The organism is Kluyvera georgiana ATCC 51603 (assembly GCF_001654985.1).
Taxonomy (GTDB): Bacteria; Pseudomonadota; Gammaproteobacteria; order Enterobacterales; family Enterobacteriaceae; genus Kluyvera; species Kluyvera georgiana.
This window is the reverse complement of record NZ_LXEU01000010.1, coordinates 34,363-52,805: the sequence shown is the minus strand read 5'-3', so window position 1 is coordinate 52,805 and position 18,443 is coordinate 34,363. Positions and strand designations below refer to the sequence as shown.

19 protein-coding genes are annotated in these 18,443 nt (G+C 57.2%); 5 read left to right on the top strand and 14 right to left on the bottom strand.

All coding sequences use genetic code 11. The features are described from left to right. Nucleotides 1-77 precede the first annotated feature (77 nt). The 7 genes from M989_RS02090 to livK all read right to left on the bottom strand — a co-directional run bounded on the left by M989_RS02090 (nucleotide 78) and on the right by livK (nucleotide 5,644). Nucleotides 78-446, bottom strand: coding sequence for a type II toxin-antitoxin system death-on-curing family toxin (locus tag M989_RS02090; protein WP_064541382.1), 369 nt, complete (start codon nucleotides 444-446; stop codon nucleotides 78-80). Further along, nucleotides 443-664, bottom strand: a complete 222-nt coding sequence (locus M989_RS02085; protein WP_064541381.1) for a type II toxin-antitoxin system Phd/YefM family antitoxin — start codon at nucleotides 662-664, stop codon at nucleotides 443-445. The genes M989_RS02090 and M989_RS02085 overlap by 4 nt, the downstream gene beginning before the upstream one ends. A 133-nt stretch (nucleotides 665-797) precedes the next feature. Beyond that, nucleotides 798-1,511, bottom strand: a complete 714-nt coding sequence (gene livF / locus M989_RS02080) for a high-affinity branched-chain amino acid ABC transporter ATP-binding protein LivF (RefSeq protein WP_064541380.1) — start codon at nucleotides 1,509-1,511, stop codon at nucleotides 798-800. Between the two features lies 1 nt (nucleotide 1,512). Further along, a complete protein-coding gene (gene livG, locus M989_RS02075) occupies nucleotides 1,513-2,280 on the bottom strand; it encodes a high-affinity branched-chain amino acid ABC transporter ATP-binding protein LivG (RefSeq protein ID WP_035892174.1) in 768 nt (255 codons plus the stop codon). After that, a complete protein-coding gene (gene livM, locus M989_RS02070; protein WP_064541378.1) occupies nucleotides 2,277-3,557 on the bottom strand; it encodes a branched chain amino acid ABC transporter permease LivM in 1,281 nt (426 codons plus the stop codon). Before livM ends, livG begins: the two co-directional genes overlap by 4 nt. Further along, nucleotides 3,554-4,480, bottom strand: a complete 927-nt coding sequence (livH, locus tag M989_RS02065) for a high-affinity branched-chain amino acid ABC transporter permease LivH (protein ID WP_064541376.1) — start codon at nucleotides 4,478-4,480, stop codon at nucleotides 3,554-3,556. Before livH ends, livM begins: the two co-directional genes overlap by 4 nt. 54 nt (nucleotides 4,481-4,534) lie before the next feature. After that, entirely contained in the window at nucleotides 4,535-5,644 is a 1,110-nt protein-coding gene (livK, locus tag M989_RS02060) for a high-affinity branched-chain amino acid ABC transporter substrate-binding protein LivK (protein ID WP_064541373.1), read from the bottom strand. A gap of 444 nt (nucleotides 5,645-6,088) precedes the next feature. On the opposite strand from livK, the gene panM reads away from it, so the two are divergent. Next, nucleotides 6,089-6,472: an aspartate 1-decarboxylase autocleavage activator PanM gene (gene panM, locus M989_RS02055; protein WP_064541369.1), complete on the top strand. Its 384-nt coding sequence runs from the start codon at nucleotides 6,089-6,091 to the stop codon at nucleotides 6,470-6,472. Nucleotides 6,473-6,577: 105 nt separating this feature from the next. On the opposite strand, the gene livJ is transcribed toward panM, so the two are convergent. The 6 genes from livJ to ftsY all read right to left on the bottom strand — a co-directional run bounded on the left by livJ (nucleotide 6,578) and on the right by ftsY (nucleotide 13,846). After that, nucleotides 6,578-7,681 carry a branched chain amino acid ABC transporter substrate-binding protein LivJ gene (gene livJ, locus M989_RS02050; protein ID WP_100249924.1) on the bottom strand — a complete coding sequence of 368 codons (1,104 nt, stop codon included), beginning with the start codon at nucleotides 7,679-7,681 and terminating at the stop codon, nucleotides 6,578-6,580. Between the two features lie 253 nt (nucleotides 7,682-7,934). Beyond that, nucleotides 7,935-9,200, bottom strand: a complete 1,266-nt coding sequence (locus M989_RS02045; protein WP_064541365.1) for a 4-aminobutyrate--2-oxoglutarate transaminase — start codon at nucleotides 9,198-9,200, stop codon at nucleotides 7,935-7,937. 274 nt (nucleotides 9,201-9,474) lie between these two features. Further along, on the bottom strand, nucleotides 9,475-10,329 hold the full coding sequence (gene rpoH / locus M989_RS02040) for an RNA polymerase sigma factor RpoH (RefSeq protein ID WP_064541362.1): 855 nt from the start codon (nucleotides 10,327-10,329) through the stop codon (nucleotides 9,475-9,477). Nucleotides 10,330-10,585: 256 nt separating this feature from the next. After that, entirely contained in the window at nucleotides 10,586-11,641 is a 1,056-nt protein-coding gene (gene ftsX / locus M989_RS02035; protein ID WP_064541359.1) for a permease-like cell division protein FtsX, read from the bottom strand. After that, nucleotides 11,634-12,302 (bottom strand): cell division ATP-binding protein FtsE, encoded by a 669-nt coding sequence (gene ftsE, locus M989_RS02030; RefSeq protein WP_064541355.1) that lies wholly within the window; start codon nucleotides 12,300-12,302, stop codon nucleotides 11,634-11,636. The genes ftsX and ftsE overlap by 8 nt, the downstream gene beginning before the upstream one ends. A 2-nt stretch (nucleotides 12,303-12,304) precedes the next feature. Beyond that, nucleotides 12,305-13,846 carry a signal recognition particle-docking protein FtsY gene (ftsY, locus tag M989_RS02025; RefSeq protein ID WP_064541352.1) on the bottom strand — a complete coding sequence of 514 codons (1,542 nt, stop codon included), beginning with the start codon at nucleotides 13,844-13,846 and terminating at the stop codon, nucleotides 12,305-12,307. 178 nt (nucleotides 13,847-14,024) lie between these two features. Here ftsY and rsmD point away from each other — a divergent pair, with 178 nt between their 5' ends. Both rsmD and M989_RS02015 read left to right on the top strand, forming a co-directional pair. After that, a complete protein-coding gene (gene rsmD, locus M989_RS02020; RefSeq protein WP_064541348.1) occupies nucleotides 14,025-14,621 on the top strand; it encodes a 16S rRNA (guanine(966)-N(2))-methyltransferase in 597 nt (198 codons plus the stop codon). Next, nucleotides 14,611-14,889, top strand: coding sequence for a DUF1145 family protein (locus tag M989_RS02015; protein ID WP_064541345.1), 279 nt, complete (start codon nucleotides 14,611-14,613; stop codon nucleotides 14,887-14,889). Before rsmD ends, M989_RS02015 begins: the two co-directional genes overlap by 11 nt. A gap of 34 nt (nucleotides 14,890-14,923) precedes the next feature. On the opposite strand, the gene M989_RS02010 is transcribed toward M989_RS02015, so the two are convergent. Then, nucleotides 14,924-15,283 carry a DUF2500 domain-containing protein gene (locus M989_RS02010; RefSeq protein ID WP_064541500.1) on the bottom strand — a complete coding sequence of 120 codons (360 nt, stop codon included), beginning with the start codon at nucleotides 15,281-15,283 and terminating at the stop codon, nucleotides 14,924-14,926. Between the two features lie 141 nt (nucleotides 15,284-15,424). Between M989_RS02010 and M989_RS02005 the strand changes: the two genes are divergently transcribed. Together M989_RS02005 and zntA are read left to right on the top strand one after the other, a co-directional pair. Further along, nucleotides 15,425-16,051 carry a lysoplasmalogenase gene (locus M989_RS02005; protein ID WP_064541342.1) on the top strand — a complete coding sequence of 209 codons (627 nt, stop codon included), beginning with the start codon at nucleotides 15,425-15,427 and terminating at the stop codon, nucleotides 16,049-16,051. 78 nt (nucleotides 16,052-16,129) lie between these two features. Next, nucleotides 16,130-18,331 (top strand): Zn(II)/Cd(II)/Pb(II) translocating P-type ATPase ZntA, encoded by a 2,202-nt coding sequence (gene zntA / locus M989_RS02000; RefSeq protein ID WP_064541339.1) that lies wholly within the window; start codon nucleotides 16,130-16,132, stop codon nucleotides 18,329-18,331. The last annotated feature ends 112 nt before the right edge of the window (nucleotides 18,332-18,443 follow it).

Sequence of the window (18,443 nt, the reverse complement as noted above, 5' to 3'; positions counted from 1 at the left end):
GGGAAAGTGGGAGCTGTGGCACAGATAGGGATGACGTTATTCCCGGGGTCGGCGCAGGCGCTTTCCCCGGGAACGGCTCATGCACGCAGACGAAGGGCAATCTGCTCCAGCGTCAGCCGCCCTGCCGCCGCGTCGACCGTCATCTCGACAAAATCCGGATTCGCCGCGAGCGAGATGCCATTACGCTTTAAAAACAGCAGCGTAATAAATAAGGCGGTACGTTTGTTACCATCATTGAAGATATGCCCACGGGATATGGCGAGCAGATGCATTGCCGCCAGCAGCCACACGTCGGTCACCCCTTCATATTCGATTTGATTGAGCACCCGGTACATTAGCGCTTCCGCGCGGCCAGGATCGGGCATGCCTGTCACGCCAGGCGTAACGCGGAGAAGCCTGTCGTGAAACTGAATTATCTCTTCCGCTGAGATAATTTGTAGAGTCATTTATCCGCCAACTCCCTGAGTTCATTACCATGAACGGCCATAATAGAGGCAAACTCATCATCCATTCGCGCCGTCTGATAACGCTCAAACTCTTCGGCGCTGATGATCACGGCGGGCTTATGCCCACGACGCGTGATAGTGACAGGGCCGCCAGTCACCGCGCTTTCCAGGACTTCGGCCAGATTTTGCCGAGCCTCGCTATAGTTAACCGTACGCATAAAACACCTCCACAGTTGTACATGTTTATTGTACAATAAATACGTACAAAAAAAGAGCCGTCAGGCTCTTTTGTTCAATTTAACCGCATGCCGTTTCCGGGGTCGGCGCAAGCGCTTTCCCCGGGATACGGTGTTAACCGCCGAGGTACGCGCTACGCACCGCTTCGTTCGCTAATAGCGCATCGCCGGTATCGGATAGCACCACGTGGCCGTTTTCCAGCACATAACCGCGGTCTGCGAGCTTCAGCGCCTGGTTGGCGTTCTGCTCGACGAGGAAGATGGTCATACCCTGCTCGCGCAGCTGTTCGATGGTGTCGAAGATCTGCTGGATGATGATCGGCGCCAGCCCCAGAGAAGGTTCATCCAGCAGCAACAGGCGCGGCTGGCTCATCAACGCGCGGCCAATGGCCAGCATCTGCTGTTCGCCGCCGGACATGGTGCCCGCACGCTGGATTCGACGTTCATGCAGACGCGGGAACAGTTCGTAAACCCACTTGATGCGCTCCTGGAACTGATCGCGCTCGGCAAAGAAGCCGCCCATCGCCAGGTTCTCTTCCACCGTCATGCGCGAAAACACACGACGCCCTTCCGGCACGATCGCCACCGCTTCACGCATGATTTTCGCCGTCTGCCAGTCGGTAATGTCTTTATCATCAAAGACAATCCGCCCGCTGGTCGCGCGCGGATCGCCGCACAGCGTGCCGAGCAGCGTGGTTTTACCCGCGCCGTTCGCCCCGATGAGCGTCACGATTTCACCCTGATTAATGTGCAGACTGACCTCGTGCAGCGCCTGAATCTTGCCGTAGTGGGCGCTGACTTTGTCGAACGATAACATCACTTTATCCATATTATGCCTCACCCAGATACGCGCGGATAACATCCGGGTTGTTGCGGATCTCTTCCGGCGTGCCGTTAGCCAACGGCGTGCCCTGGTTCACCACGTAGATACGGTCGGAAATGCCCATCACCAGCTTCATATCGTGCTCAATCAGCAGAATGGTGGTGTTGTGATGGTTACGCAGCTCGGCAATCAGCTCGTCCAGCTCTTTGGTCTCTTTCGGGTTGAGGCCAGCGGCCGGTTCGTCGAGCATCAGGATTTCCGGCTGGGTCACCATACAGCGGGCAATCTCCAGACGACGCTGGTCGCCGTAGGCCAGGTTACTGGCCTGACGGTTGGCGTGCTCCAGCAGGCCGATACGCTCAAGCCAGGTGGCGGCGCGGTCCAGCGCTTCGCTTTGCGCGCGCTTGAACGACGGGGTTTTGAGCAGGCCGGAGAAGACGCCGGTTTTCAGCTGCTGATGTTGCGCCACCAGCAGGTTTTCAATCACCGTCATTTCGCGGAACAGGCGCACGTGCTGGAAGGTGCGCACCACGCCCATGCGGGCGATTTGCTGGCCCGGCAGCCCTTCCAGGTGCTGGTCGCGCAGCATAATGGTGCCGCCAGTTGGCTTGTAGAAGCCTGTCAGGCAGTTAAAGACCGTGGTTTTCCCCGCGCCGTTCGGGCCAATCAGGGAGACGATTTCCTGAGGATGCAGCTCCAACGCCACGTTGTTGACCGCCAGCAGGCCGCCAAAACGCATCATCAGGCCGTTAACGGATAATAATGGCTGACTCATGCCTGCTCTCCTTCTTTCGCTTGCCCGTTTTTCAGTTTCAGCTGTGGACGGGTCATCGGCAGAAGGCCCTGCGGACGCCAGATCATCATCAGTACCATCAGGCCGCCGAGCATCAACATGCTGTATTCGTTAAAGTCGCGCATCAGCTCGCGCGACACAACCAACAGAATCGCAGCGAGGATAACGGCAAACTGCGAGCCCATGCCGCCCAGTACCACAATCGCCAGCACGAAGGCCGACTCGGCAAAGGTAAAGGACTCCGGGCTAACAAAGCCCTGGCGCGCGGCGAACAGCGTACCGGCAAAACCGGCAAACGCGGCGCTGATGGTAAAGGCGGTCAGCTTGATGCGCGTCGGGCTCAGGCCCAGCGAGCGGCAGGCGATTTCATCTTCACGCAGCGCCTCCCACGCGCGGCCCAGCGGCATACGCAGCAGGCGGTTGATCACAAACAAGCTCAACACCACCAGCAGCAGCGCCACCAGGTAGAGGAAGATGACGCGATCGGACGGGTCGTACTTGACGTTAAAGAAGTTGCTGAAGGTATCCCAGCCGCCTTCGCGCGCGCTGCGGCTGAACTCCAGGCCAAAGAAGGTCGGTTTTGGAATCTGGCTGATGCCGTTCGGGCCGCCGGTGATTTCGGTGTTGTTGAGCAGCAGGATACGGACGATTTCGCCGAAGCCTAAGGTCACAATTGCCAGGTAGTCACCGCGCAGACGCAATACCGGGAAGCCCAGCAGGAAACCGGCAGCGGCAGAGACCAGCCCTGCGATCGGCAGACAGGTCCAGAAACCGAGGCCGTAATAGTGGTTCAGCAGCGCGAAAGTGTAGGCGCCGATGGCATAGAAGCCGCCGTAGCCCAGCACCAGCAGGCCGGACAGCCCCACAACGACGTTCAGACCCAGGCCCAGAATAATATAAATCATGGTCAGGGTCGCGATATCGACGGTACCGCGCGAGACCATAAACGGCCACGCCACGGCAATCACCAGCAGCGCAATCAGGAACAGCTTTTGTTTGACCGTTGAACCATCAATCGCCGGCAGTATAAATTTCGGCCCGGAGACGCTCTTCAGCCCTTTCTGGAACAGAGGGCGCAGCAGTTGGAAGAAAAAGACCACCGCGGTGCCAATAAAGATCCACTGCCAGCGGATATCCGCCGCGCTGCCGACCACCAGCTTAGTGCCGTCGAGCTGCAGCTGTACGCCCATAAAGACGCCCGCCAGGACGAAGAACATCGCCGCCGACAGCAGCGCCATCGCAAATTGCATCGGTTTCATACTTTCTCTACCTCCGGGCGGCCCAGAATACCGGTCGGCATCACCAGCAGTACCACGATCAGCAGCGCGAACGACACGACGTCTTTATATTCGGTGCTCAGGTACGCCGACGACAGCGCTTCCGCGATGCCGAGGATCAGCCCACCGATCATCGCCCCCGGAATACTGCCGATACCGCCGAGAACCGCGGCGGTGAAGGCTTTCATCCCGGCCATAAAGCCGATATACGGGTTGATAACGCCGTAGAACTGGCCGAGCAGCACGCCCGCCACCGCCGCCATCGCCGCGCCAATCACGAAGGTCAGCGCAATCACGCGGTCGGTGTTAATGCCGAGCAGGCTGGCCATTTTCAGGTCTTCCGCGCAGGCGCGACAGGCGCGACCCATACGGGAGTAGCGAATGAACAGCGTCAGCGCCAGCATGGCAATAAAGGTCACAATCCAGATAACCAGCTGCATGGTGGTGATAGAGGCGGAGAAGTTATCGCTGCTGCCGACAATCCACTGACCGTTAAACAGGCTCGGCAACGCGATATCGCGCGAACCCTCGGTCAGGCTGACGTAGTTTTGCAGGAAGATAGACATCCCGATAGCGGAGATCAGCGCGATCAGACGCTTGGAGTTTCGCACCGGGCGATAGGCCACCCGTTCAATGCTCCAGCCGTAGGCGCTGGCGATGACAATCGCCCCGATAAAGCCCGCCGCCACCAGCAACCAGCTGGTGTCGATGCCCATCATCATCAGCGCGGCGATGATCATAAAGGAGACATAACTACCGATCATGTACACCTCGCCGTGGGCGAAGTTGATCATGCCGATAATTCCGTACACCATGGTGTAACCGATGGCGATCAGTGCATAGGTGCTTCCCAGCGTTACGCCGTTAAACATCTGCTGCACAAAGTAGAGAACCTGCTCTGACATAAATTAGCCTTTTGCTACCCCTGCGGATCTACGCCCGCCAGGGGGAAATGAAGGTTACTTCACCGCGGTGGATGAGCCGTCGGCGTGCCACTGGAAGACGCCAAATTCAAAGCCTTTCAGATCGCCTTTGTCGTCCCAGCTCAGCGGCCCAATCACGGTTTTCGCGCCGTTTGCTTTTAAGTCTTTAATCAGCGCCTGAGGATCATCGCTGCCGGTACGTTCCATGGCGGTTGCCAGAGACTGTACGGCGGCGTAGGTGATCCACACATACGGACCGCTCGGATCTTTCTTCTGCGCTTTCAGGGCATCGACGATAGCGCTGTTTGCCGGATCATGGTCATAGCGTTTTGGCATGGTAACCAGCATGCCTTCCGCCGCGTCACCCGCGATGTTCGACAGCGAGGCGTTACCCACGCCTTCCGGCCCCATAAACTGCGTTTTCAGCCCGACGGCGCGCGCCTGACGCAGCATCTGGCCCATTTCCGGGTAGTAGCCGCCGTAGTAAACAAAGTCGATATTCTCTTTTTGCAGACGGGCAATCAGCGCGGAGAAGTCCTTTTCACCGGCGGTGATGCCATCGAAGAAGACGATATTGCCGCCGCCTTTTCTCAGCCCGTCCTGCACGGAGCGCGCCAGGCCTTCGCCGTACTGCTGTTTGTCGTGAATGATGGCGATGCGCTGCGGCTTCACTTTATTGAGGATGTAGTTTGCCGCCGTCGGCCCCTGGGAGGAGTCGAGACCCGCGGTGCGCATAATGTACTGATAGCCGCGCTGGGTCAGTTCCGGGTTGGTCGCCCCCGGAGAGATCATCAGAATGCCTTCATCTTCATAAATATCGGAAGCAGGCTGTGTGGAAGAGGAACACAGGTGGCCGATGACATATTTAATGCCGTCGTTGACGATTTTGTTGGCCACCGCCACCGCTTGTTTCGGGTCACAGGCGTCGTCGTACTCCACGCCCACCAGTTTGTCGCCCTTAATGCCACCCTTCGCGTTGATATCCTTAATGGCCTGGCGCGCGCCGTTGAACTCCATGTCGCCCCACTGCGCGACCGGGCCGGACATCGCCCCGACAACCGCAACCTTGATATCGTCAGCAAAAGCCGCGTGAGACATAGCCAGCGCGATCATCCCTGCGATTACTGTTTTTGTATTCCTTTTCATACTTCGGGATCCTCATTCGTGATGTCGTGTTTACACGTCGTGGCGTGTATATATTTTGTAATTTAGTGGTTAAAAAGCATTCTGTACTTTTAATATACAACGCTATTTTTGCCATTATCTTTAATGGGTTAGCGCAGATTTTTGGCTAAAAACAGACTAAATTCTCTATTTTTCAGTCTATTAAGGAAAGATAATATTCTGATTTTTGCCATAGATAAACAAAAAAAAGTCCGCCATACAGCATAAAATAACGGCATAAAGAGCCGAATAAAACGCTGGTTTTCAGGTTAAAACTCTGTCTATTTTTCGATCCATACTGTTTCAAGCTGCCTATGTGAATATCGAAAAACGAATCACCTGGCTGCCAGGGCAAAAAAGAGAAAGCCTGCGGCAGAATAAATTGAGTACACTGACCGCCATTTTCGCGACTGGAGCCCACCGCCCATGAAACTGACCATCATTCGTTTAGAGACCTTTAGCGACCAGGACCGCATCTGCCTTGGCAAGATCTGGCCGGAGCGGATTCCCGCCGAATCAGCGCTCAACGACAACCATCGTTTGTACGCCGCTCGCTTTAACGAACGCCTGCTGGCCGCCGTGCGCGTCACGCTCAGCGCAGACCAGGGCCAGTTGGACGATCTTTGCGTACGCGAAGTCACCCGCCGTCGCGGCGTGGGGCAATATCTGCTGGAAGAGGTGATGCGCGATAACCCGCAGGTTAGCCGTTGGCTGCTCAGCAAAGCGGGCGCGGAAGAGAGTCTGGAAATGGCGGCGTTTGCCAAAGCGCTGGGCTTTACGATGCAGGAACAGGGCTGGGTGCGAAGGTAGTTTGAACCACTCGGTGTAGGCCTGATAAGCGCAGCGCCATCAGGCACTGCTGCATACATTGCCGGATGGCGGCGTACGCCTTATCCGGCCTACATTGAGAGCAACTTACTTCGCGTCGGTCGCCGTACCGTTAGCGTGCCAGTTGAAGATGCCGAATTCGAAGCCTTTCAGGTCACCCTTCTCATCCCAGGACAGCGGGCCCATTACGGTATCCACGGTGCTAGCCTTGAGGAATTTGGCGATCTCAGCCGGATCGTCAGAGTGGTTCAGACCCGCCTGCAGAGACTGCAGCGCCGCGTAGGTGGTCCACACGAACGCACCGCTCGGATCCTGTTTCTTGGCCTTGATTGCGTCAACGATCGGTTTGTTCGCCGGCACCTGATCATAGTTCTTCGGCTTGGTCACCAGCAGGCCTTCAGCAGATTCACCCGCGATGTTAGACAGCGACACGTTCGCTACCCCTTCCGGCCCCATGAACTGGGTTTTCAGGCCCGCAGCACGCGCCTGACGCAGGATCTGCCCCATTTCCGGGTGATAGCCGCCGAAGTAAACGAAGTCGATATTCTCTTTCTTCAGACGCGCCACCAGGGTGGAGAAATCTTTCTCGCCGGCGGTGATACCGTCAAAGAAGACCACGTTGGCGCCGCCTTTTTTCAGGCCGTCCTGCACCGCACGCGCCAGACCTTCGCCGTACTGCTGCTTGTCGTGCACGATAGCGATGCGCTGCGGCTTCACTTTATCGAGAATGTATTTTGCGGCGGTCGGGCCCTGGTCAGAGTCCAGACCGGTGGTGCGCAGAATCAGCTTATAGCCGCGCGCAGTCAGTTCCGGCGCGGTGGCAGCCGGGGTGATCATCAGAATGCCTTCGTCTTCATAGATATCAGACGCTGGCTGAGTTGAAGAGGAGCACAGGTGACCGATAACGTACTTAATGCCGTCGTTGACCACTTTGTTCGCTACCGCCACCGCCTGTTTCGGGTCGCAGGCATCGTCATATTTTACGATTTCCAGCTTGTTGCCCTTGATGCCGCCTTTGGCGTTAATATCGGCCACCGCTTGCGCCGCACCGCTGAACTCCTGATCGCCATACTGCGCAACCGGACCAGACATCGCGCCAACGACAGCAACTTTAATATTTTCTGCTAATGCCATATTGCTGAATGCCAGTGCAATACATCCTGCCAGTAACGCTTTGCCCTTCATTTTCATCCTGAGGTTCCCCATTATTATGGTTATTGCAATTGTTGTGATGTTGTTGTTTAGCACATTATTCTTATATCAGACGCATGGTAAGTATAAGATATTAATATTAAGGGACACTGCCTGTGCTTTTGCAGTATACTCTGCTAAAACATACCCCATTTTTATGGAATTGAAACGTTAATTTTGACGGATTTGTAACGCAAAAATGACAAAAAAAAGCCACTCATCGGAGTGGCTTAGGGGATCAGGGGGAGTCAATTCATTCACTGAGAGCCCGACGAATCACCTCCAGCGCCTGCTGGAACTGTTTCTCAGGAATCGTGAGGGGGTAAAGGAAGCGAATCACGTTGCCGTACACACCGCAGCTCAGCAGTAGCACCCCTTCCGCCAGCGCACGTTCCTGTACCAATTTGGTGAACTCCGGCGACGGCTCGCGGGTTTGCGGGTCGACAAACTCCACCGCCACCATCGAGCCCAGGCCGCGCACGTCGGCAATCGCCGGGCAGCTGTCGCGCAGGCTGTTGAGCACTTCAATCAGATGCTGGCCAAGATGATTGGCGCGGTTACACAGCGCTTCTTCTTCGATGACGTCCAGCACCGCATGCGCGGCGGCAATCGCCAGCGGGTTACCCGCGTAGGTACCGCCCAGACCGCCGGGGGCCGGGGCATCCATCACTTCGGCGCGGCCCACCACGCCGGAGAGCGGGAAGCCACCGGCCAGACTTTTCGCCATGGTCATCAGATCCGGCTTCACGCTGTGGTGCTCCATGGCAAATAGCTTGCCGGTACGGGCAAAGCCAGTCTGCACTTCATCCGCAATCAGCAGAATGCCGTGGGTGTCGCACAGCGTACGCAGCGCCTGCATAAACTCGGGCGGCGCAACGTTGAAACCGCCTTCGCCCTGCACCGGCTCGATAATAATCGCCGCCACCTGATCCGGGGCAATGTCGGCTTTGAAAATATGGGTCAGGCTTTTGAGTGCCATGTCGACAGTGACGCCATGCGCCGCATTCGGATACGTAGCGTGGTAAACCGACCCCGGGAAAGGGCCGAAGCCGATTTTGTAGGGTGCCACTTTGCCGGTTAGCGCCATGGTCATAAAAGTACGCCCATGGAAGCCACCGCCAAAGGTAATCAGCCCCGGACGTTTGGTGTAGGCGCGGGCAATCTTCACCGCGTTTTCAATCGCTTCGGCCCCGGTGCTGAAGAACGCCGTTTTGGCATTGCCGGCAATGGGCGCCACGGCATTGATACGTTCTGCTAATGATACATAGCTTTCATAGGGGACAATCTGGTAGGCGGTATGGGTAAAGGCCTGAAGCTGGCTTTCCACCGCCGCAATCACCTGCGGGTGGCGGTGACCAGTGTTGAGCACCGCGATCCCGGCGGCGAAATCAATATATTCATTGCCTTCAATATCCCACAGCGTGGCGTTCTCCGCGCGCTCCGCGTAGAAACCGCACATCACGCCGACGCCGCGCGGCGTCGCCTGTAAACGCCGATGATTCAGTGACTCGTTACTCACGGTAAACCCCCTGCCGTTAAAAGACGGAAAAATACATAGCGCTTATTTAGTCTTTGCCATCGACTTCATTCGCGCCAGCGATAAAAGGGAAATAAACAGAGGAAAGCGTGATGACGGTGGGATTATCGGAGAGACGAAACCGTAGGCCCGATAAGCGTAGCGCCATCGGGCAGATCGGCGCAGATTGCCGGCTGGCGGCTAAGCCTTATCCGGCCTACAAAAACAAAAACCCCCGAATTCACATTCGAGGGTTCATTGGGCACGCGGCTAAAAATCAGGCTTCGATAGCCGCACGCAGTTTTTTCATCGCGTTCTTTTCAAGCTGACGTACACGTTCGGCAGAAACGCCGTAACGGTCAGCCAGTTCCTGCAGCGTAGACTTGTTGTCTTCGTCCAGCCAGCGGGCGCGGATGATGTCCTGGCTACGTTCGTCCAGGCCCTGCATCGCGTCAGTCAGCTTGTTGGCCGCCTGCTCTTCCCAGTTGTCGTCTTCGATGCCGTCGGCAAAGTTGGACGATTTATCCTGCAGATAGAGCACCGGAGCAACGGAGTGGCTTTCAGACTCATCGTCGGAAGACATATCAAACGCCATGTCCTGCGCCGCCATACGCGACTCCATCTCACGCACGTCTTTGCTGGAGACGCCCAGCTCGCGGGCCACCATTTCCACTTCATCCTGATTGAACCAGCCCAGACGCTGCTTGGTTTTACGCAGGTTGAAGAACAGCTTACGCTGTGCTTTGGTGGTCGCCACTTTGACGATACGCCAGTTACGCAGTACGTATTCGTGGATTTCCGCTTTGATCCAGTGCACCGCAAAGGAGACCAGACGAACGCCCACTTCCGGGTTAAAACGGCGCACCGCTTTCATCAGGCCGATGTTACCTTCCTGAATCAGGTCCGCCTGCGGCAGGCCATAGCCCGAGTAGTTACGAGCAATATGAACAACAAAGCGCAGGTGAGACAGGATCAGCGTTTTAGCTGCTTCCAGATCGCCCTGGTAATGCAGCCGTTCAGCAAGCGCCTTTTCTTCATCAGCCGTCAACATCGGCCATGCGTTCGCAGCCCGGATATAAGATTCCAGGTTACCAACAGGGGCTAACGCTAAATTTTGCATTTCTTTGGTCATTCAAATCCTCTCAATTCACTTCATACTGGCGGAGGCTTGTCCCCGAAGGCAACAAACATGCCAGGCTCTATGAGCAACGAGAATATCATCCGCTCTTTTATCAGACAGTGAGTTTATCCACAAGTTCCGTGCAACAGTGTGAATAAATTACGCACAAAATGTGACACGCGATAGTTGCGAGGGCAGAAAGATGGGGTTGAAAACACATCCCCTGCGAACGGAAGTCGTCGCAGGGGAAGAGTATAACAGAACTTTTTTAGTCGGGGGTAAAGTGACGTAAATGTTGTACCGTGGCAAGCCAGGCTGCCACCCAACCAATCATCGAGCACAGCAGCAGCAGCAGCAGACACTCGTCAAACGACAGGCCGCTCAGTTCAAACTGGGTGCCGAAAACCCGCGCCACTTCGGTGACCGCCGATGACAAACGCATCACCAGAATCTCCGACAGAATCAGCGACAGAAACGCGCCGGCAAAGCCCAGCAGCGCTCCGCCGTACAGGAACGGCCGCAGGATAAAACCGTCGGTCGCGCCAATCAGCTTCTGCACGTTGATGGTATCGCGACGGGCAAAAATGCTCAGGCGCACGCTGTTACCGATGACGAGGAATACCGCCGCCACCATCAGCACGCCAATCATCGCCGCCACGCGTCCCACCAGCCCGGTAATCGAGGCCAGACGGGCAAACCAGCTGTCGTCCATCCGCACTTCGTTAACGCCCTGAATCTGGGATACCCGGTCACGCAGCGTGTTCAGCGCGTCGGTGGTCTGGAAGTCAATTTTCGGAATCACCACCGCCACGGCGGGCAACGGGTTCTCTTCCAGCATATCCAGCGCGCCGCCAAAGCCTGACCAGTTGCGGAATTCACCCAGCGCCTCATCGCGGGAAAGGTAGTTCACCTTATCCACGCCCTGCTCGGCCTGAAGTTGGCCCACCACCTTCGCGGCCGCGTCGTCATCCAGCGTTTTTTCCAGATAGACGGTGATCTGCGGCGACGGGTAGTACTGTGACGCCGCCGTATTGACGTTTTTGTACACCATGTAGCAGACGCTCGGCAGCGTCAGGGAGATAGCAATCACCATCACCGTCAGGAAGGTGGCGAACGGTTTGCTTTTCAGGTCCTGTAACGCGCCTTGCCACGCATAGCGCACCTGTTCGTTGAACACGTTGGTTTTGCGTGAATTCGGCTTTGTCGCAGGCTTCGGCCGTTTCGGCGCGTTGCGGTTATCGCCGCCTTTACCGACGGATTGGCGAATCCTGTCCAGTCGCCCGCCAAACTGGCGAATCTGGTTGATGGCATCGCGCTTATTCATTCATCAGGCCTCCATGCAGATGGCCGTCGCTCAGCGTCAGCATGCGATAGGAACGACTGGAGATCAGCCCAATATCGTGCGTCGCCATCAGAACGGTCACCCCAACGCGGTTAAACTCTTCGAACAGTCGCAGAATGCCTTCCGACAGCGCATTATCCAGGTTCCCCGTTGGTTCATCCGCCAGCAGTACCGCAGGCTTGTTCACCACCGCACGGGCGATACCGACACGCTGCTGTTCACCGCCGGAGAGCTGAATCGGGAAGTTTTTCGCCTTATCCAGCAGCCCCACTTTATCCAGCGCCGCCGACACGCGACGGCGGATATCGTCCGCGCTCGCGCCGGCAATAATCAGTGGGATCGCCACATTATCGAAAACGGTGCGGTCCATCAGCAGATGGTGATCCTGGAAAATCATACCGATCTGGCGACGCAGGAACGGCACCTCACGGTTCTTCAGGCGGCTGATGTCGTGGCCGCCGAAGAAGATTTTCCCGGCGCTTGGCCGTTCAATCCCACAGATAAGCTTCAGCAGGGTACTTTTACCCGCGCCGGAGTGGCCGGTCAGAAATGCCATCTCGCCCGGCTGCAGGTGGAAAGTGACGCCCTGCAGCGCTTGTCTCCCGCCGAGATAGGCTTTGCTGACGTGTTCAAAGCGAATCATTGTTAGTCCTCTCGGGCAAAAAGTGCCTCAATAAAATCGCCCGCTTTAAACGGACGTAAGTCCTCTATACGCTCGCCGACGCCGATATAACGAATCGGAATGCCGAACCGATCCGCCACGGAGAATATCACCCCGCCTTTGGCGGTACCGTCGAGTTTAGTCAACGTAATGCCGGTCAGGCCGACCGCTTCATGGAACAGTTTGGCCTGGCTGATGGCGTTCTGCCCGGTGCTGGCGTCAATGGTCAGCATCACTTCGTGCGGCGCATCAACGTCAAGCTTTTTCATCACGCGGACAATTTTCTTCAGCTCTTCCATCAGGTGCGATTTGTTCTGCAAACGCCCGGCGGTGTCGGCAATCAGTACGTCGACGTTACGCGCCTTCGCCGCCTGAATGGCATCGAAAATGACCGAGGCAGAATCTGCGCCGGTGTGCTGCGCAATCACCGGAATGTTGTTGCGCTGGCCCCACACCTGGAGCTGCTCAACCGCCGCCGCGCGGAAGGTATCGCCCGCCGCCAGCATCACGCTTTTCCCCTGCTGTTCGAACTGACGCGCCAGCTTGCCAATGGTGGTGGTTTTACCCACGCCGTTGACGCCGACCATCAAAATAACGAATGGCGTTTTGCCTTCAATATTAAGCGGTTCATCCACTTTTGCGAGAATTTCACCCATTTCATCTTTCAGCAGACCGTACAGCGCTTCCGCGTCGCGCAGCTGTTTACGGCTGGCGGTATCGGTCAAGCTGCTGATGATCTTACGGGTGGTTTCCACACCGACGTCGGCAATCAGCAGCTGTTCTTCCAGCTCTTCAAACAGATCGTCGTCGATTTTCTTGCCGCGGAACAGACTGATGAATCCGGAACCGAGATTTTCTTTCGTTTTCAGCAGGCTGCGTTTCAGGCGCGCGAAGAAGCCTTCTTTGGTCGGCTTTTCCTGCTCCTGCTGAGCGTCGTCGGCAGGCACGTCTTCCACTGCCGCCTCTTCTTCGACGATCTCGTTTTCAGACGGCGTTGCCAGCGCCTGCGCTTCCAGCTCTTCGTCGGTCAGCTCAGGTTCACTCGCGTCGTCCTGCTCCGGGAGGGTTTCCTCGACCACCTCGGGTTGAACCTCGTCGACCACTTCCGGCTGTACTTCAACAACCGGCTCGATTTCCTCAACCACTTCCGGCTCTGTTTCAACAACCGGCTCGATTTCTTCGACCGCTTCCGGCTGTTCTGCAACAACCGACTCAATTTCTTCGACCGCTTCCGGCTGTGCTTCAGCAACCGGTTCGATTTCCTCAACCGCTTCCGGCTGTTCTTTTTCGCTTTCCGCAACCTGCTCGGTCACTTCCACGACTTCAGCCGCAAACGCTTCACTCTCGGCAATCGTATGCACGTCTTCTACGACCGGGGTCTCTTGCGCGACGATTTCCGGTTCAACAGCAGGCGTTTCCTCTACCGGCTGAGACTCAATTTTTTCTTCTGATTCAACAACCTGATCCTGTTCTTTCTGCCCAAAGCCCAGCCAGGAAAAAAAGCCACGTTTTTTTTCTTTTGCCATTTGCAACCACACTCCCCGCTGTTTTTGATGGCGCCACTTCGCCATAATCGACGCGAAGGCTAAAATAATGATGAAATTAGTCGCTTAGTCTATCACTTAACTTCCCTGGCTTCACCGCTTTCACCCGGCAGAGCAGATCGCTAGAATAGCAGGCCGAAAGAGCGACCAGAGCAAGCAAATGAAAAAACCAACTTCCGGCGGCAGTGGCCAGATCCGCATTATTGGCGGGCAATGGCGCGGCCGTAAACTCCCTGTTCCTGATAGTCCGGGACTGCGCCCCACCACCGACCGGGTGCGCGAAACCTTATTCAACTGGCTGGCGCCGTCGATGGTCGACGCCCGTTGCCTGGACTGCTTTGCCGGCAGCGGCGCGCTGGGGCTGGAAGCCCTCTCTCGCTACGCGGGTAGCGCCACGCTGCTTGAGATGGAGCGTCAGGTCGCCCAGCAGTTGCAAAAGAACCTCGCCACGCTAAAGGCGACGCACGGAAAAGTGGTGAATACGAATACGCTCGCATTCCTCAACCAGACCGGTACGCCGCACGATATTGTGTTTGTCGATCCGCCGTTTCGTAAGGGATTACTGGAAGAGACGTTACACTTACTGGAGAGCAATGGCTGGCTGGCTAATGACGCGTTAATCTACGTCGAAAGCGAAGTCGAAAACGGCCTGCCGCCGGTACCCGCAAGTTGGGATCTGCATCGGGAAAAAATCGCCGGTCAGGTGGCTTATCGTCTCTACCAACGTGAAGTACAGGGAGAAAAGGATGCTGATTAATCTGGGTCGCTTGTTGATGCTGTGCGTGTGGGCATTTCTGCTATTGAACCTGTTCCACCCGTTCCCGCGTCCGCTGAATATTTTCGTCAACGTCGCGCTGATCTTCATGGTGCTGATGCACGGTATGCAGATGGCGTTGCTGAAATCCACGCTGCCGAAAGACGGCCCGCAGATGACGCGCGGCGAACAAATTCGCATCTTCCTGTTTGGCGTGTTTGAACTGCTGGTGTGGCAGAAAAAAATTGGCGCTAGCCTGAAGAAAAAGTAACGACAGCCGGCCTGGTCATGCACCAGGCCGCGTTTTACTGGTCTGCCTTAAACTCAACGAAACGCGAGCCTTTGTAGCTCAGCGTGCCTTTGTCGCCCACCGTCAACTGATGATACTGCGCCGCCTCGACGCGGAAGCTTACTTCCAGCCCGCCCTGCTCCGGCTTAAAGCTCACGTCATAGCGCATCTCGCTGCCCGCGGGCGTCACCGTCTGCTGACGTGAACGACGGTCATTCAGTACCTTCTCGCGCTTATTGCTCACCACCACCCGCTTTTGCATCAGCGGCGCGGCGTCGTTGTCCATCTTCTCGCGTCGCTGCTGCACGTAGCGAAACGAGGCTGCTACCACGATGACGGCCACCACCACGATGAAAAAAAGAGGCATTTTGCTCATTTCAGTTTCTCTTAAGAATTTACGCAAATCATAGTAAAGGGCGCGGTCAGCCATTGTCATCTGGTCATCCACACTACTACACTGGACATTCAAGACTGGCTACACAGTACCCATTAATGATAACAGATACAGGGACTTAATATGCTTTGGTCGTTCATCGCCGTATTCTTCTCCGGCTGGCTCTATGTAGATGCCGCCTACCGTGGCCCCACCTGGCAACGCTGGGTGTTTAAACCTATCACGCTCATTTTACTCCTGTTTCTTGCCTGGCAGGCGCCGATGTTTAACGCCATCAGCTACCTGGTGCTTGCAGGCCTGTGCGCCGCGCTGGCGGGTGATGCGTTAACCCAGCTACCGCGCCAGCGCATGCTGTACGCCGTGGGGGCGTTTTTCCTCTCGCATCTGCTGTATACCATCTGGTTTACGAGCCAGCTCACCTTCACCTTCTTCTGGCCGCTGCCGATCGTGCTGCTGGTGATTGGCGCGCTGTGGGTGGCGGTTATCTGGACGCGGCTGGAGGAGATGCGCCTGCCGGTACTGGCCTTTATCGGTATGACGCTGGTGATGGTGTGGGTCGCGGGCGAGCAATGGTTCCTGCGGCCAACCGATACCGCGATGTCCGGCTTCTTCGGCGCGGCGCTGCTGCTTATCGGCAATATGGTCTGGCTGGTGAGCCACTATCGCCGCCGCTTCCGCGCCGATACGGCGATTTACGCCGCCTGCTACTTTGCCGGACACTTCTTTATCGTTCGCGCACTTTATCTGTAATTTCCTGCTTGACTCTGGAGTCGACTCCAGAGTGTATGCTGCGCTTAATGAGACAACGATCATTAACCGGAGGATACAATGTCGACTCCAGAGACGCAGGGCAAAAAAGCCCCACAGTTCTCCTCATTTAAACTTGCCCCCGCGCCACAGCCGCAGGAAGACTGCTGCTGCGACAGCCAGTGCGCAACCGCTGAAGCCGCGCCAGAAAGCGCGCTGGACGCACGCTATAGCTGGGTGGTCAACGGCATGGACTGCGCCGCCTGCGCCCGTAAAGTAGAAACAGCCGCAAGCCAGGTCGCCGGGGTGAAACAGGCAAAAGTGCTGTTTGCCACCGAAAAACTGCTGGTCGAGGCCGATGAAGATATCCGTGCGCAGGTGGAAAAAGCGGTCGCTGCCGCAGGCTACACGCTGCGCAGCGAAGATGAACCGCAGCCCGAGGTTCCGGAATCCCGTCTGAAGGAAAACCTGCCGCTGATTGCGCTGGTCGTGATGATGGCGATCAGCTGGGGGCTGGAGCAGTTCAATCACCCCTTCGGCAATCTCGCGTTTATCGCCACCACGTTGGTTGGGCTATACCCTATCGCCCGCCAGGCGCTGCGCCTGATGAAAAGCGGCAGCTGGTTCGCGATTGAAACGCTGATGAGCGTCGCAGCCATCGGCGCGCTGTTTATCGGCGCAACGGCGGAAGCCGCGATGGTGCTGCTGCTGTTTTTAATCGGTGAACGGCTGGAAGGTTGGGCGGCGAACCGTGCTCGTCAGGGCGTGAGCGCGCTGATGGCGCTGAAGCCGGACACCGCCGTGCGCGTGCGCGACGGCCAGCGTGAAACCGTAGCGCAGAAAGATTTGCAGCCCGGCGATGTGATTGAAGTGGCCGCCGGTGGCCGACTGCCGGCTGACGGCAAGCTGATCACCCCCTTCGCCAGCTTTGACGAAAGCGCCTTAACCGGAGAGTCGATTCCCGTTGAGCGCAGCGCCGGAGAGAGCGTTCCGGCTGGCGCCACCAGCGCTGACCGTCTGGTACAGTTGAGCGTCATCTCCAAACCGGGCGACAGCGCGATTGACCGCATCCTGCGCCTGATTGAAGAGGCGGAAGAGCGTCGCGCGCCGATCGAGCGCTTTATCGACCGCTTCAGCCGTATCTATACCCCGGTGATTATGGCGATTGCGCTGTTGGTCACGCTGGTGCCGCCGCTGCTGTTCTCCGCCTCGTGGGAGGAGTGGATCTACAAAGGGCTGACCCTGCTGCTGATTGGCTGCCCGTGCGCGCTGGTGATATCCACCCCGGCGGCGATTACCTCTGGCCTCGCCACCGCCGCGCGCCATGGGGCGCTGATTAAGGGCGGCGCGGCGCTGGAACAGCTTGGTCTGATTCGCCAGATGGCGTTTGATAAAACCGGCACGCTGACCCTCGGCAAACCGCAGGTGACGCGCATTATTACCACCACTGAACTGAACGAAGATGCACTGTTGGCACTCGCGGCATCCGTTGAGCAAGGCTCCACGCATCCGCTAGCACAGGCGGTAGTACGTGAGGCGCAACAGCGGAGTTTGGCCATCCCGCAGGCGAAAGCGCAGCGAGCACGGGTCGGTTCAGGTATTGAAGCGGAGGTCGATGGTCAGCGCATCGTTATCTGCGCCGCAGGGAAATTCCCGGCCGAAGCCTATCAGACACAGATTCAGCAGTTAGAAAACGAAGGTAACACCGTTGTACTGGTCACCCGCGACGACACGCTGCTGGGCATTCTGGCGCTGCGCGATACGGTACGCAAAGAGGCTCGCGAGGCGATAGATGGCTTGCGCGAACTGGGCATTGAGGGCGTCATTCTGACCGGCGATAACCCACGCGCCGCGAAGGCAATTGCCGATGAGCTGGGCATGACTTACCGCGCGAACCTGCTACCGGCCGATAAGGTGAAAGAGGTCACCACGCTGAACGCTCAGGGTCCGCTGGCGATGGTTGGCGATGGCATCAACGATGCACCGGCAATGAAGGCGGCGGCAATGGGGATTGCGATGGGCAGCGGGACCGACGTGGCGCTGGAAACCGCCGACGCCGCGCTCACCCACAACCGTCTGACCGGGCTGGTGCAGATGATTCGCCTGGCGCGCGCCACCCACGCCAACGTGCGGCAGAATATCGCCATTGCGCTGGGGCTGAAGGGGATTTTCCTCGTCACCACCCTGCTGGGCATGACCGGGCTGTGGCTGGCAGTGCTGGCGGATACCGGGGCGACGGTGCTGGTGACGCTGAACGCGCTGCGGCTGCTGCGCAGGAAATAGGCGCACTGCCCTTGGTGCTGGGTGGCGGCTGCGCCTTACCCGGCCTACGGGTTACATACCCCGTAGGCCTGATAAGCGTAGCGCCATCAGGCGGTTCGGCGCAAAGTGCCGG